Source organism: Paenibacillus glycanilyticus (assembly GCF_030161375.1).
Classification (GTDB): domain Bacteria; phylum Bacillota; class Bacilli; order Paenibacillales; family Paenibacillaceae; genus Pristimantibacillus; species Pristimantibacillus glycanilyticus_B.
Genome location: NZ_BSSQ01000011.1, coordinates 327671 through 343881 on the forward strand (window position 1 = coordinate 327671; position 16211 = coordinate 343881).

Consider the following 16211-nt stretch of genomic DNA (forward strand, 5'->3'; position numbering starts at 1 on the left):
CTTAAGCCGGATGAAGAGAAATATTCCACTGCATTTGATGTTGATCCCGGGAGTCATTATTGTTCTGATTTATTGTTATATACCTATGGCTGGAAATATTATTGCTTTTCAGGATTTCACGCCGTTAATGGGTTACGCCAAAGCCGAATGGGTAGGCTTGGACAATTTTCAATACATGATGGATCTCCCTTCATTTTATCAAGTGGTGTGGAATACCATATTTATTTCAATCATGAAGATCGTTTCAGGTTTAGTAGCTCCAATTACGATTGCACTCATGCTGAACGAGGTTAGAAAATCAGTATTTAAGCGTTATGTTCAGACGATCATTTATATGCCGCATTTTTTCTCGTGGGTCATACTAGGCGGCATTGTCGTCGATATTTTGTCCCCCTCAGAGGGTATAGTCAATCAGATTATTAAGGCGTTTGGATTCCAGCCCGTTTCATTTTTATCAGATAATAAATGGTTTCCTTATGTGATGGTTTTATCAAATGAATGGAAGGAAGTTGGTTTTAGTACGATCATCTACTTGGCAGCTCTGACGTCTATTGACCCTACGCAATATGAAGCTGCCATCATAGATGGGGCTAACCGTTGGAAGCAGACATGGCATGTCACACTGCCTGGCATACGCCCGACGATCATATTGCTTGCTTGCTTAAGTCTTGGCAATGTGTTGAATGGTGGATTTGATCAAGTATTTAATCTGTATAGTCCAGTTGTCTACCAGTCAGGCGATATTCTAGATACTCTTGTGTATCGAATCGGTCTTGTTGATAATAATTATTCAGTCGCAACAGCGGTTGGATTAGTGAAGTCGGTCGTTTCCTTAGTGCTTATTAGTGCGGGTTATTGGTTGGCTTACCGATTTGCCAAATACCGCATTTTTTAAGGGAAGGAGTGACAAAGAGATGTTATCGAAACCATATCGCATATTTTTAATTGGAAATGCTTTTCTACTGATTCTGCTTACATTGGCCTGTTTATTTCCAATAGTGAATGTTCTTGCGATTTCGTTCAGCTCAAAAGCTGCGGTAAGTGCGGGTCAGGTTTCCTTGTGGCCGGTGGACTTTTCATTGAAATCATACTCGTATGTGTTCAATAATGAAAACTTCCTCACTTCTTTTGTTGTCAGCATTAAGCGTGTGTTGCTCGGAGTAGGAGTAAATATGGTACTTAGTATACTGGTGGCTTATCCGCTGTCAAAGGAAGTACAAGATTTCCGCAGCAGGACTTGGTATGCATGGTTTTTCGTGTTTACGATGCTCTTCGGAGCAGGATTGATTCCTGGATTCCTTGTTGTCAAAGAAACGGGAATTATGGATTCCGTTTGGGCATTGGTTTTACCAGGAGCGATACCTGTGTTTAACGTGCTTCTTATTATGAATTACATGAGAACGCTGCCGAAAGCGCTGGAGGAGTCGAGCTTCATGGACGGAGCCGGACATCTCCGAACATTATGGTCTGTTTATCTTCCTCTAACCTTGCCTAGTCTGGCAACTGTAGCCTTATTTTCATTAGTAGGGCATTGGAATGCATGGTTTGATGGCATGGTTTACATGAACCGTCCCGAGCATTATCCGTTGTCAACCTATCTGCAATCACTTCTTAAATTCGATAGTATGAACCAAACAAATATGAGCTTGGAAGACGCCAAGATTCAGCAATTCGTATCTAATCGAACTGCAAGAGCATCTCAAATCTTTGTGTCTGCATTGCCCATTCTGCTCATATACCCGTTCTTTCAACGATATTTCGTTAAAGGACTTGTTGTTGGCAGCGTTAAGGGGTAAATTTAATAAAAACGAGAGAGCCGATATACGGCTCTTTTGTCGTATGTGGATAGGTAGGGATACTCGTGAAATTTCGTTGGAACTCTATTTTTACAAAACTGTTTATTGCTTTCTTTCTCGTTATTATTCCACTTTACGGTCTAGGTATATGGTCAACCTTCATTGGATCGGATCAGATGAGGAAAGAAGTTGACAAGTCGAACATTTCTAAGCTCTTGTTTCACAATAATCACCTTGAATTCGAGATGACGAGAATATCAAGTCTCATTACGGAATACTCGAATGATTACGAGTTGGTTGGTTTTCCGACTGAATATCCCGTATTAAGCCCGTATGAGGTTTCTGTACGAATGAACGATATTCATCGCAAGCTGCGTCAAGTTCAACAGTCGAGTCCTTATATTGAAGATGTGATTTATTATGTGCCTGAGCTAGGTAAAAAAATTAGTGCGCTTACGTACATTTCGAATTACGAGAACAGAGAGTTACAAGGTTTATTGCAAAGTAGAGGCAATTTGCAGAGTTCGATTTCCTTGTATGCTGGAAGTCTATATTACACAATGAGTGTTCCTTATATGATTGACAGCTCAATGGAGCCTAACTTTCTGCTTGCATTTAAGATAAACGCGAAAGAAATGATCAGGACACTGAACGGATTCGCTGAAGCCGGTTCTGGAGGAGCGACTCTTCTATTCGGAGATGGAATGTACACTTTGAATTCTCAAGGCGTATCAGAGACGGACATTATGGCTCTATTATCGGATGACTTGCATGAGACAAAGCATCTGCCGGATGATGTTCGAAGATTGGAAACGGAGAATAATCGAATATATTCGATTAATAATGAGGAGTTTGGTATTCAACTGGCTGAAGTTATTCCGAAATCGATGTTGCGGCAGCCTATCGAAATCTATACCCGATGGCTTTGGATTATTACTTTCTTCTCTATTTTTGTTATCGTGTTGTTTTCTTATTGGATTATAAGGTTGATTTATAAGCCACTAGGTAAGCTGACTACTGCTTTTAAAGTAGTGGAGTTCGGACGAAACGGTAAGATACGGCATTATCGCAAAGATGAATTTGGATTTTTGTATACCCGATTCAACGACATGCTTGAACGTTTGCACATGCTGATAGAGGACAATTACTTGCAGCGTATTCGTTCGCAGGATGCAGAGTTAAAGCAGCTTCAGTCACAGATCACACCTCATTTCTTATATAATAGCTTATTTACGATCAAACAAATGGCAGAGCTCGAAGATGTAGATGGAATTAAGGAGTTTTCTGGTTACTTGGGTCAATATTTTCAATTCATTACCCGCAACGCAGAGCTGGACGTTTCATTGAAAGAAGAAGTCATGCACGCTGTTAATTACATGTCTTTACAGGAAATTCGGTTTGCTCCAAGAATATCGGTATTCTATGAAGAGGTTCCGCAGTCGTTGCAACGTGTCCGAGTACCAAGATTAATATTGCAGCCCATTGTTGAGAACGGTTTCGAGCACGGATTGAAAGAAAACAAGAGCAAAGGGCTATTGAGTCTGAGCTTCCAATTACAAGAGAACAGCGCGACCATTATAGTAGAGGACAACGGAGAAGGATTAACGGATATGAAGTTATCGGAAATAATGCGTATGCTTAATGACTCTTCACTATTATCTACCCATCAGGAAATCACCGGGCTTTTGAACGTGCACAAAAGAATGGTTATTCGTTATGGCGCTCCCTATGGCGTTTCGATATCGAGAAGCGATTTGGGAGGAATGAGGGTAGAATTAAAGTTTCCATTAGAAAGGGAAGAGACAGATGTTCCGACTGCTGATTGTTGATGATGAAGCGCATATCGTGGATGGCTTATATGAGTATTTTATAAAAGAAAATCGTTATGATCTGGACGTGCTGAAGGCTTATACGACTTCGGAGGCGATGGATTGGCTGGATGAGGTTAAGGTAGATGTCGTACTGAGCGATGTATGCATGCCGATCATGAATGGTCTGGAGCTCGTGAAAGAAATCGAGACGAAATGGTCGCGCTGCAAAGTGGTATTGCTTACTGGGCACAATGAGTTTGAATATGCGCATCAAGCGATAAGAAGCCCTGTTGTTGTAGATTACTTGCTGAAGACAGAAGGGATGGATCGCATAAAAGAGACAGTCTTGCGCGCTATCCAGCTTGTAAGGGATGAACTTGAAATAAGCCATCAGAGGGTCCTTCTTAAAGAGAAAATGCCTAAAGTGATTATTGGTCTACAGAATCAATTGTTGAAAGATATTCTTAACTCGTCATATGGTTCAGCCCGCTTGGAGCAGGCTGCCTTTGACGCGCTGCAAATGCCGTTTCGTATGGAGAAACCTATCCTTCTTGCAGCAATTACAATAGAGGACTGGGGGAAGTACGAGGGAGACGAAGATCGTAGGTTAATGATGTATGGGATTGGCAACATTGCAGAAGAATTGCTTGGGGAGAAAGCAGTTATTAGATGCACGGATATCGACCATACATCGCTGGTTTGTTTCATTCAAGCAGCAGACTGGTACGTGAGTATGAAGGAAAATGAACATCACTTGCTTCGATTTATTCACGGTACGCTAGAAACCTTCCAGGAAGCTTGCCGGGAGTATTTGAACATATCGGTATCGGTCGCTCTAAGTGACAGTTTTGTAAATTGGGGACGTGCATCCAAAACCTTGAGTCGAATTCAATTAGCACTTTTACAAGGACCAAGCGCAGGTATGGAGAAGTGGATGTTGGTTCCTCTAAACAATCAGGAATATAGTGAGATGACGGATAAAGAACGGGATTATAAAAAAGAGGCCATGCAGCGTATTCAAATGATATTCCAAGCTTTAATGCAAGGAGATCGACTGGAAGCAGATAGGCATTTTAAAGATTTTTGCGGAGTTTATAGTGAGGAAGGACCGGAAGATCCATTCGATAAAATGCAAATCTTGCATGTTATCTCCAGTCAGTTGCTGATGACTATTGATACCTTGGACCTTAAGGAGCACGCTGAAAGCCGAGAGGATTGGCTTTTATTTCTTCGATTTGATGCCCAGATTGCTTGGATGAAAGCATTAAACAGATTTCAACGATGGATGAATCTTATATTTGAACGAGGTTTTTGGGAGAGCAAGCTTGCAGGAGACGAATTGCCGATGCTCGCAAATATCCACCACTATATTCATACCCATCTGGAAGACGATCTGTCATTGACCCGAATTGCCGAAAAAGTGGCGCTCAATCCCTCTTACTTATCCAGATGGTATAAGAAACATACCGGTGAATCGATATCTGACTACATTATCCGGTTAAAGATTGTGAAAGCCAAGGAACTACTCAGCTTGAGTTCAATGAAAATTCATGATATCTCTTCTAAGCTTGGCTTTGCTGATCCCCATTATTTTTTTAGGTTTTTCAAAAAAACGATGAAATGTACGCCAACGGAATACCGGGAGCTTATGTCTGTGAAAAAGTAAAAGGAAGATACCTAAAGTCAACACAGCCCACTAGTAGGATGGATTGGTCAAACCCTACAATAATAGAAGAAAGTGATTCATACATTGGGAGGGTTACAAGCGTGCAAAGAAAAAGAATGAAACGTGTAAAATGGATTGCTCCGCTAGTCGTTGCTTCATTAATGTTGGTAACGGCGTGCAGTAACAATTCAAACAAGGAAAGTAGTCCAAACAGCAGCCCTAGTGATTCTGCAACGAATGCTCCTGCGGATACCGGTCCTCTATCGAAATATGATCCACCGATTACTCTTACCTCTGTCAAAGATGAGGCAGCTAAGAGCTTCCTGCCAGAAGGCGATACGGTAGACAATAATTCCTGGACAAGAGGATATGAAGATGAGCTGGGTATTAAAGTAACGTATAACTGGATCGTACCCGCAGCCAATTTCGGTGATAAGATGAATGTCACACTGGCTGGTGGAGATTTGCCTGATTTGATGACGGTTAACGGGACACAATTGAAACAGCTCATCGAAGCAGACAAAGTGGAAGATTTGACTAGCGTTTATGAGACATACGCTTCCCCACTCCTGAAGAGCATGGTTGAGGCTGATAACAAATTGGGTATGAAAGCAGTTACATTTGATGACAAACTATATGCGATTGCTAATTATACAGGGGTGCTTGATTCTGCTCCAATGATCTGGATTCGCCAAGATTGGATGAAGAAGCTAAATCTGGAAGCGCCGAAGACGATGCAAGATGTCATTGCTATTGCAAATGCATTCACGAAAAACGATCCTGATGGTGACGGTAAGAACAATACGTATGGATTTGTTATCTCCAAAGGTCTTTATCAAGATGGTATGCTTCAGCCGACGGCATTCTTCAACGGATACCATGCCCAATTGGGAAGCTGGGTGAAGGATGCATCAGGTAAGTACGTTTATAGCACTATTCAGCCTCAAGTGAAAGAAGCTTTGGCACAGCTTCAACAATTTTATAAAGAGGGGATCATTGATCCGGAATTCGGCACAAAAGACGTTGATAAAGCACTTGAGACCGTTAACAATAGCAAAGCTGGTATGATTTTCGGGCCGATGTACGCGCCATTTAATCTGGGTGAAGTGATTAAAACGAACAAAGAAGCGGATTGGGTTCCATACCCGGTCGTTTCAATTGATGGAGAAAAGGCTTACGCTCAGACGCCTGCACCAAATTCCAATGCTTATGTTGTCCGTAAAGGCTATGAGCATCCTGAAGCCCTAATAAAGCTGTTGAATTTCCAAGTCGAGAAAATGTATGGAGAGAGCTCTGCAACGGAACGTAAAAAGTACACAGGCGAAAGTGACCAAGCGTGGCATGCTGCAGTTGTTTCGGTGCTCCCTCCTAATAAAAACGTAAAAGCGCAAGTGAACGTGTCGGAAGCGCTCAAAGCTAATGATCCTTCCAAGTTGAATACGGAGGAAAAGGGCTATTACGAAGGAATTCTTAAGTATCGAGCAGGCGATATGACACAATGGTGGAATGAGCGGATATTTGGTCCAGAAAGCTCCCAAGGGGTGCTTAAATATTACATGGATAATAATTTGACCATTGCTAATGATTATATCTTTGCGAATACCAAGACCATGGATACCAAGAAAGCAACCTTAGATAAGCTGGAGCTTGAGACATTCACTAAAATTATTTATGGTGCAGAATCTATCGATGCATTCGATAAATTCGTTGAGAATTGGAAGAAGCTTGGTGGCGATCAAATTACACAAGAAGTCAATGATACGTTAAAACCGTAAGTTAATTCGAATAAACACTTGCCACTGGTGTTAGTACCAGTGGCAAGTGTTTATTAATCCTTGGAGGGATTATCATGTCAATAAGTCCAATACAAGTTATATCCTTACAGGCAGAACATGCGACCAATCCACTTGGAATAGAGGCAAGCCATCCGGCATTAAGTTGGAGATTCGAAATTGATTCCGAGGAACGGGGTTTGTTTCAAAAGGGTTATCAAATTTTGGTGGCAAGCCAAATAGATGATTTGGAGCCTGAGAAAGCTGACATGTGGGATAGCAGTTTTATCGTTTCGGATGAACACACTTCCATTTGCTATCAAGGACAAGAGCTTCAGAGCGGAGCTCGTTACTTCTGGAAAGTACGGATTCGTGATGGAATTGGTCGAAACAGCGAGTGGAGCCAGGCCGCTTCATGGAGTATGGGATTGCTTCGTCCAAATGATTGGCAGGCAAAATGGATCGGTCTTACTGAGCCAATTGCCACTGCATGGACACCAGAAGGTGTTTCACCAGGCACCTATCCTATGCCTCTGCTGCGTCATGAATTCGAAGTTGGCAGCGCTGTCATCCGAGCTACTGCTTATATATGCGGATTGGGCCAATTCGATCTGCATATGAATGGTGATCCTGTAACGGACAATGTACTGGAGCCAGGCTGGACCGACTATGATCATACCTGTATGTATTGCACCTACGACGTCACGGAGCATATACGCAGCGGTCGCAATGCAATTGGTATCATGCTGGGCAATGGATTCTATAATATAACTGGTGATCGGTATAAGAAATTCAAAGATAGCTACGGACTGCCTAAAGCGATTATGCAGCTTGAACTTGAACTGGTCAATGGCGATACTATACTGGTGACAAGCGGTCCAGAGTGGGAGATGGCACCAGGGCCCATCTCTTTTTCTTGTGTATACGGAGGAGAAGATTACGATGCAAGAATGGAGAAGCCAGGGTGGGATAAGCCTTATTTCAAACCTACGGGAGACTGGGATAATGCAGCATTAGTTACACCGCCAACAGGCAAACTCCGATCTTATCCAATACCTCCTAACAAAGTTATGAAAAGGTACGAAGTAAAACATATTTCAGAGACAGTACCTGATGTACGTGTGTATGACTTTGGTGTAAATTTCTCGGGAAGACCCCATCTTCGGGTAAAGGGGACCCGCGGAACAACGATCAAGCTAATTCCAGGAGAGTTGCTGGATGACCAAGGCAAAGTTAGTCAGGAGTATACGGGAGCTCCACAATCCTTTTCTTATACGTTAAAGGGTGAAGAGGAAGAAGTCTGGTATCCGAGGTTTAGTTATTCTGGATTCAGGTATATACAGATTGAGATCGAAGATTCGGCTATTACGGATTGTACCGACACAGAACAGGCTCCGATGCTGACTATGTTGGAGCTGCTTGGGGAAATGATTTACCCTGATTTAACTGCGACCGGGAGCTTTGAGTGTTCAAGAGAGGATTGGAATGGCATTCATAAACTCATCATGCAAGCGGTTCTTAGCAATGTTAAGAGCGTGCTAACGGATTGTCCCCACCGGGAGAAACTAGGTTGGCTTGAGGAGTACCATTTGATGGGGCCTTCCATTATGTATAACTATGATCTGTCTGCTCTCTATTTGAAAATGTTTGAAGATATGAGAGAAGCTCAAACGACGGACGGTCTTGTGCCTAGCATAGCTCCTCAGTATGTGGTCTTTGAAGATGGTTTCGTAGATTCTCCTGAATGGGGAAGCGCTTATATTATTGCTCCTTGGTATTATTACAAATGGTATAAAGGAAATATTCGCGTATTGTCTGATCATTATGATTCCATGAAGCACTACATGGACTATTTATATTCCAAATCATCTGATCATATTGTTCGTCATGGATTAGGGGATTGGGGTAATGTCTGGCAGAATCTTGACGGGGCTTCGGATCAGACGCCGCTAGGCATTACAGCAACGGCTACCTACTATTATGATTGTATCCTAATGTCTAAAATCGCTAGTGTGCTCGGCAAAGAGCAGGATGCATACAACTATGAGCAGTTGGCAAATGAAGTGAAAAGGGCTTTCGAGCAAGAGTGGTTTAATGTAGAGCATAAACATTTTGCCACGGGCACTCAGACATCAAACTCATCTCCTCTTGCAGTTGGACTTACAACGCCAGATACGGATGCGGCAGCAATTGAAGCGCTTATTGAGGATCTTAAGCAGAGGGATTATGCGATTACGAGTGGTGAAATCGGGCATAGGTTTACACTGTTAGCATTAACTCGTAAAGAGCGGTCGGACATCATTCAGAAGATGCTTGAACAAACGAAGAAGCCTTATTACGCTTATCAAGTAGCGCATGGTGCTTCCAGTTTAACAGAGTACTGGGATGGACCAACAGATGGTCATTCCCAGAATCATTTTATGATGGGACATATTGAAGAATGGTTTTATTCCGCTCTCGCAGGCATTTCAATTGACTATGACGGGACCAAAGAGTATGAGCTCCTGATTAAACCTTATTTGGCAGAAGGGGTAGAATGGGTCAATGCATCGCAGATACTGCCGCAAGGGAATTTGGACGTCCAATGGAACAAAGGTGCGGATGGAACACTCTCCTTGCATGTAACCATTCCTGTTTCCTCTTCCGTCGTGATTGCGATTCCAACAGCAAATGCTTATAACATCAAGGAAAACGGTATATTATTGACTGCTGTGCGGGATTTGGAGCTTATAGAGGAGAAGGACGGACATGTATATGTACGTGTTGGTTCCGGTACTTATAGTTTCCATTCTGCACTGAAAGTCTAGCGAATAGAGAATTGGAGGCTACCCATGTCGATACAACAAAGTAAACCTACAAAATTATGGTATCAAGAGCCGGTCAATGAGTGGGTTGAAGCATTGCCGCTAGGGAACGGTAGAATAGGCGCGATGATCTACTCTCAGTCTGATCAGGATATTATTATGTTGAACGAAGATACCCTATGGTCCGGTTATCCTAAGGATACGAATGTTCCGGGAGCTAGTAAGTATTATTATAAAGCAATGGAACTTGTAAACCAGAAGAAGTACAAAGAAGGCCAAGAGCTAATAGAAGACCAAATGCTTGGTCCATTTACCCAGTCGTATATGCCTTTAGGGAATTTGAAGCTGACCTTCAACAATATTAATAAAAGTCTGGTTTCCGATTATTATCGGGATCTCAATCTGGATAGTGCCATATCAACAACATCCTTTGTCCATCAAGGAGTCTGCTATACTCGCGAAGCGTTTATATCAGCAGTAGACCAGTCTATGGTCATTAAGCTTAGCGCTGATCAGCCCCAATCGATTAGCTTCCATATGACAATGGATAGTCAACTTCAATATTCGGTACTTGCACAAGACAATAAGGTTATACTCGATGGACTCTGCCCTTCGCATGTAGATCCCAATTATGTCGATTCGCTAAATCCTATTATTTATGAAGCTGATGATCGGAAAAAAGGCATAGCTTTTCGTACGATTGCTTCAGTAGATCCTATTGGGGGTATTGTAACCACAACTGAGAATGGCATTGAGGTTGCTATGGCGAACAGTGTAGTTATTAAAGTATGTATCCGTACGAGCTTTAATGGATTCAATAAGCTTCCGTATCTGGAGGGGCAAGATTATCAATTAAACTGTGAGATCGACTGGCAGCATGTTCGGCTTCAAAGTTATGATGAACTTAAACAGAAGCATGTAGTGGACTATCAATCGCTATATAATAGAGTGGATATTCATCTTGGTGAAGATATTTACTACGATATCCCAACGAATGAAAGATTGAAGCGATTTGGAGAGACACAGGATGATAAGGGGCTATACACACTCATTTTCCAATACGGAAGATATTTATTAATTGCAAGCTCAAGAGAAGGAACGACGCCAGCAAATTTGCAAGGGATTTGGAATAAGGAACTTCGTGCACCTTGGAGCTCCAATTATACCGTAAACATTAATACCCAAATGAATTACTGGCCTGCCGAGATAACTAATTTATCCGAATTGCATCGACCACTATTTGATCTTATTGAGGTGCTCAAAGAAACAGGCTCAGTGACAGCTCAAACACACTATGATGCTGGAGGTTTTACCTCTCATCATAATGTCGATATTTGGGGGCATTCAAGTCCAGTTGGTAATAAAAGCCGAAATACAGCAGGGTATGCATTCTGGCCAATGTCGGCGGGGTGGTTATGTCAGCACTTATACGAGCATTATGAATACTCCCTGGATAACACTTTTCTACAAGAGACAGCATATCCAATTATGAAAAAAGCAGCACAGTTTTATATTGACCTTTTGGTTCAAGACGAGGACGGTTATTTAATGCTGTCGCCTTCAACATCACCGGAGAACGCATTTATATATGAGGGGCAAAAAAGCAATGTGGCCAAGACATGCACGATGACAATGGCCATAGTGAAAGAAATATTTATAAATTGTATTCAAAGCTCTAAGTTGTTGAGCATGGATGTTGCGTTTGCCAACCTTTTGCAGGAGAAGGTAGATCGTCTCTATCCCTATCAGATTGGTAGTAAAGGCCAACTTTTAGAATGGAATGAAGAGTTCGAAGAAGCAGAGCCGGATCATAGACACATTTCTCACCTTTATCCACTTCATCCCGGACATGAAATCTCAGTTACGGATACTCCTGAATTGGCAGCTGCCTGCCGAACTTCGCTTAATCTAAGAGGTGATGACGGTACTGGCTGGAGCTTAGGATGGAAGATAAATGCTTGGGCAAGGCTACATGATGGTAACCGAGCTCTAAAGCTGCTAAAGCGCCAGCTTCAATATGTCCATACCGATGAAACCAACTATCTTGACGGAGGAGGGACATATCCCAATCTATTTGATGCTCACCCTCCATTCCAGATTGATGGTAATTTTGGTGCTTGTGCCGGTATTGCGGAGATGTTCTTACAAAGTAACAATCATAAAGTTTGGCTATTGCCAGCATTGCCAGACGAATTTGAAAATGGTTATGTGAAGGGGCTTCGTGCTAAAGATGGACTTCTTGTCGATATCCACTTTAATGAAGGAAAGCTTACGAAAGCCTTATTTACAGCAACAGCAGATCAATTAATTAAATGTACGATTATTTATAAAAATAGTTCGACTTCAGTTCAATTGAACAAAGGAGAAATTTTTACTTTAGAAGGACAATTTGTATAGATAGATGGGCATTATCAGCAGGTGTTCCTTTGCCGGACATGCTTAAGATAATGCCTTTTTTCTTCCAAGTCACCGCATCAGCCTCGGATGTAAGAATTCAGTCCGGGGATGTTGCCTATATTGAAAGTAAATAATTGGAGGCACAATCATGACAATGAAAATCAGCGAACTCTTAGTACAGTATTTAAGCAATCCAATAGGGATTGACAGTAAGCGTCCAATTCTAAGCTATAAACTTGAATCAGACGAAAAGGATCAGTATCAAACCGCGTATCGTATAATAGCTTCTTCTACGTTTGTATTATTACAGAACAACAGTGGGGACTTATGGGATTCGGGAAAAGTACAGAAAGAAAAAAATTATGCCATCGAGTATGAAGGAATCCCACTTTTATCAAGACAGACAGTTTTCTGGAAAGTGAAAGTATGGGATAGAAGTGGTATTGAGGCGGAATGGAGTTCTATTCATTCATGGGAAATGGGGCTTCTGGATGACAGTCAATGGATTGCTAGCTGGATTGGTCAAGGTGATAATGCGGATTGTAAGAAGTCAGCAGCTCCCCAGGTGGCAATCGATTTCACTGTCGACAATATTGATCGTATCGTGAAAGCCCGGGCGTACATTAGTGGATTGGGATTGTTTCATGCCAGCATTAATGGTGAGCAGCTGGATGATTCTTTCTTTAGTCCTGGCGAAAGTGATTATTCCAAGACAGTCTATTATGCTACTTATGATATTCTCGATAAGTTGCATAATGGTTGCAACGCCATAGGAATCATTATCGGTAATGGGCAGTATGTTAATTTTCTTGTTGATCCAGTCATGCTGCTGGATGATCATACCGAAGCTCCAGAACATCGCTATCAGAAAAACGACGGCGGATATGTGAGACAAGGGCTGTACGGTGATAAAAAAGTTATAGCACAGTTAGAAGTTACATATGCAGATGGAGAGGTTCAATATATTGCAGCTACGGATGAGAATTGGAGACTAACAGATAGTCCCATCACATTTAATAACTGGTTTGGTGGCGAGGATTATGATGCGACAGCGGAAATAGACGGCTGGAATATGCCAGGCACTGACAGAATGGGTTGGAGTAAAGCAGTTGTAATGAAGAAACCGCTAGGTAAATTAAAGGGTAGGGAATTCAATCCTGTTAATATAATGGAGAAATTTCCAGCTGCTTCTATATCAAAACTGGAGAACGGTAATCTGCTAGTCGATATGGGGCGAAATGTATCCGGGTTCCCGGAGCTAATATTGCGGGGCATGACTGCGATGGATCGAGGAGCGACCATTCGGATGCTGCCGGCAGAAACGCTATATAATGATCATTCAGGCGTAGATCAATCTTCCTGTACACAGAGCTGGTCGGAGAAATACCATTGTACTATCACGAACAGTTATACGATAAAAGGAACGGGAGATGAAAGCTGGCATCCTATTTTCTGCTATCAAGGGTTTCAGTATGTTGAAGTTTCTGGATTTGTTGGAGAAGCAACTGTTGAGAATTTCAATTGCTGCGTACTGCGCGTAGCTAATAAGAAAACCGGAACATTTAAAACCTCGAATGTAGTATTGAATCAGATAAATGAGATAACGGAACGTTCTATTGAAAGCAACATGTTCTTCTCGTTTACGGATTGCCCGCAAATTGAAAAATTAGGATGGCTTGAAACCATACATTTAATGTTTCGGTCTATTACAGCGGGGTATGATATCCGTTCATGGATCCCAAAGATTACGCAAGATATGATTGACTCTCAAACAAACCTAACCGACATAGACAACGGCGATTCCGAAGGTCTTGGTTATATACCTGCCATTGCACCTGAGTATCATCGTATCGTAGGCTTGCATAGAGACCCGAACTGGAGTGGCTCGTGTATTCTCACCCCATGGGAATATTATCAGGTTTATGGGGATTCTACTGTATTGAAGAAAGCGTATGCCACCATGAAGAATTACATGGCTTATTTAGAAACTCAGACGAAAAATGGACTTTTAAATGACTATGCTCAGATGGGTGACTGGGGACAATTAAATGAGACAACACCGAAAGTGCTGGTAGAGAATTGTGCTTATTATTATTTGTTAAAGACAATGGCCAACATTGCAGCTCTAACAGAACATCACGATGAAGTTGAACATTACTCATCCAAAGCGGCAGATGTACAAGAAAAATTCCATAGCCATAAGGAATGCTACCAGCCCGAGAACAGGAACTACGGAAATTCCAGCCAAACAAGTTATGGCTGTGTTCTTTTTAGCGGAATTATTCTTGAGGAAAATAGAGAGAGTTCAATTAATAAACTTCAGGAAGCAGTCGAAATTAGAGATTATCATTTGTCTTCGGGTGAAGTAGGATTAAAGCAAGTATTTGCATCATTAGGGCAATATGGTAAAAGTGACGTCGTCTATAAAATGGTTATGAATGATACACAGCCAAGCTATAAATATTTTGTTGATAAAAATCTCACTACATTGCCGGAGTATTGGAATTTCGAGGAACTCTGGCTTGGTACTATGGTGCGTTCAAGAAATCATGCCATGATGGGTCATGTGAAAGAATGGTTAACGAGCTATGTGCTGGGAATCAGAATGGCAGCGCCAGGCTATAAGAAAATAATAATTGAGCCTGCCCTTATGCAGACAATAGAAGAAGTAGAAGGAAACGTAACCTCTTCGTATGGGGTTATAAGTGTGAAATATTACCGCAATAGTGAAGGCTTGCATTTAGAAGTTCAAATACCTGTAGGGACGACCGCAGAAATAGGTATGCCAGCAATAGGTGATGAGCTGTTATCTTACGATGTTGGCGAGTTAAGTGTACGACAGCAAGATCAAGCCTATTGGATTTCTGGCATAGGATCTGGCAACTATAAGTTTACGGTTAGATGATAAGTAAAGAAACAATCCGGAGCCATGTGCGCCGGATTGTTTCTTTGTTATGTCTAGGTTGGTTTCTCATGCGAGAGCATAGGCTCGAGTAGGTTTAGAATGAATCAGATTCGGGAAAGTATATCAATGAGGGGTACGGTAAGCTCAGTAATTAAAGCTAATCATAAAGAAAGGTGTGTTTCTTTTGTTGCGTAGGAGGCTGCTCTGGGGAGTAGTAATTGTATTATTAATTACAATATTAATTGCAATTATTCTAAATAGGATTACATACAAACCCCTGCCGGAAGCGGTAGTAAAGTTGGAAAGTAATACTCAAGTAACCGTTCATAATATTCACGGTGGATATCGTTTTGAACCAGTAAAGGGAGCAGTCCTTCAACCAGATGTTATTTTTTATCCTGGTGGACTAGTAAAGCCGGAGAGTTATTCTACCATTGCTCAGAAGCTAGCCATAGCGGGGCACCGTGTATATATAGCGAAAATGCCATTCAATCTAGCTATATTGAAACAGAATGCCGCAGATAGTTTTATTAAAGAGCATCCAAATGATAACTACATCATAGGTGGTCATTCCATGGGAGGAGTGTTTGCATCTCGCTATGCCTCCAAAAATTATAAATCCATTAAAGGTGTTTATTTTTTGGCCTCTTATGCAGACGATGAAGGGGATTTAAGTAAGACAGACATAGCGGCCTTACAGATTACTGGAACAAATGATGGTGTCCTTAACCTTAAACGCTGGGAGGAAGCGAAAACAAATTTGCCCGAGCAAACCATGTATGTTTCGATCAAGGGAGGAAATCATGGTCAATTTGGTACTTATGGCTTCCAAAAAGGTGATTATAACGCTGCTATATCTAGAGAAGACCAACAGCAAGCTGTAACGGATGCATTAATAAAATGGATGAATGGACTGCGTTAGAAGAAAAATGGATACTCTTTGTATGCTGGTGGTGACGTTCGGTAAAGCCTAATAGTTTAATAAGGGGACCAAACAGCCCTCTGAGATGAACCTTTAAGATTATAGGTTCATCTCAGAGGGCTGTCATTGTACCTGTTT

9 protein-coding genes are annotated in these 16211 nt (G+C 41.8%); all 9 read left to right on the forward strand.

Annotation, left to right across the window (positions count from 1 at the left end; translation table 11 throughout):
- The first annotated feature begins 10 nt into the window (after positions 1-10).
- Complete coding sequence (locus QQK89_RS13980; protein ID WP_284239207.1) at positions 11-895, forward strand: ABC transporter permease; 885 nt, start codon at positions 11-13, stop codon at positions 893-895.
- A 19-nt stretch (positions 896-914) separates the two neighbouring features.
- Complete coding sequence (locus tag QQK89_RS13985; protein WP_284239176.1) at positions 915-1796, forward strand: carbohydrate ABC transporter permease; 882 nt, start codon at positions 915-917, stop codon at positions 1794-1796.
- A 65-nt stretch (positions 1797-1861) separates the two neighbouring features.
- A complete protein-coding gene (locus QQK89_RS13990) occupies positions 1862-3625 on the forward strand; it encodes a sensor histidine kinase (RefSeq protein ID WP_284239177.1) in 1764 nt (587 codons plus the stop codon).
- The gene (locus QQK89_RS13995) at positions 3603-5273 is read left to right on the forward strand and encodes a response regulator transcription factor (RefSeq protein WP_284239178.1); all 1671 of its coding nucleotides are present in this window, start codon (positions 3603-3605) and stop codon (positions 5271-5273) included. The genes QQK89_RS13990 and QQK89_RS13995 overlap by 23 nt, the downstream gene beginning before the upstream one ends.
- 101 nt (positions 5274-5374) lie before the next feature.
- Positions 5375-7048 carry an extracellular solute-binding protein gene (locus tag QQK89_RS14000; RefSeq protein WP_284239179.1) on the forward strand — a complete coding sequence of 558 codons (1674 nt, stop codon included), beginning with the start codon at positions 5375-5377 and terminating at the stop codon, positions 7046-7048.
- 74 nt (positions 7049-7122) lie between these two features.
- Complete coding sequence (locus QQK89_RS14005) at positions 7123-9852, forward strand: alpha-L-rhamnosidase (RefSeq protein ID WP_284239180.1); 2730 nt, start codon at positions 7123-7125, stop codon at positions 9850-9852.
- 24 nt (positions 9853-9876) lie between these two features.
- Entirely contained in the window at positions 9877-12246 is a 2370-nt protein-coding gene (locus QQK89_RS14010) for a glycoside hydrolase family 95 protein (protein WP_284239181.1), read from the forward strand.
- 148 nt (positions 12247-12394) lie between these two features.
- Positions 12395-15151: a family 78 glycoside hydrolase catalytic domain gene (locus tag QQK89_RS14015; RefSeq protein ID WP_284239182.1), complete on the forward strand. Its 2757-nt coding sequence runs from the start codon at positions 12395-12397 to the stop codon at positions 15149-15151.
- Positions 15152-15449: 298 nt separating this feature from the next.
- On the forward strand, positions 15450-16073 hold the full coding sequence (locus QQK89_RS14020; RefSeq protein WP_284239183.1) for an alpha/beta fold hydrolase: 624 nt from the start codon (positions 15450-15452) through the stop codon (positions 16071-16073).
- Positions 16074-16211 lie beyond the last annotated feature (138 nt).

Excerpts from the sequence above, each read along its gene's own strand:
- QQK89_RS13980 (WP_284239207.1), top strand. The coding sequence starts at position 11 with ATGAAGAGAAATATTCCACTGCATTTGATGTTGATCCCGGGAGTCATT.
- QQK89_RS13985 (WP_284239176.1), top strand. The coding sequence starts at position 915 with ATGTTATCGAAACCATATCGCATATTTTTAATTGGAAATGCTTTTCTA.
- QQK89_RS13995 (WP_284239178.1), top strand. The coding sequence starts at position 3,603 with ATGTTCCGACTGCTGATTGTTGATGATGAAGCGCATATCGTGGATGGC.
- QQK89_RS14005 (WP_284239180.1), top strand. The coding sequence starts at position 7,123 with ATGTCAATAAGTCCAATACAAGTTATATCCTTACAGGCAGAACATGCG.
- QQK89_RS14010 (WP_284239181.1), top strand. The coding sequence starts at position 9,877 with ATGTCGATACAACAAAGTAAACCTACAAAATTATGGTATCAAGAGCCG.
- QQK89_RS14015 (WP_284239182.1), top strand. The coding sequence starts at position 12,395 with ATGACAATGAAAATCAGCGAACTCTTAGTACAGTATTTAAGCAATCCA.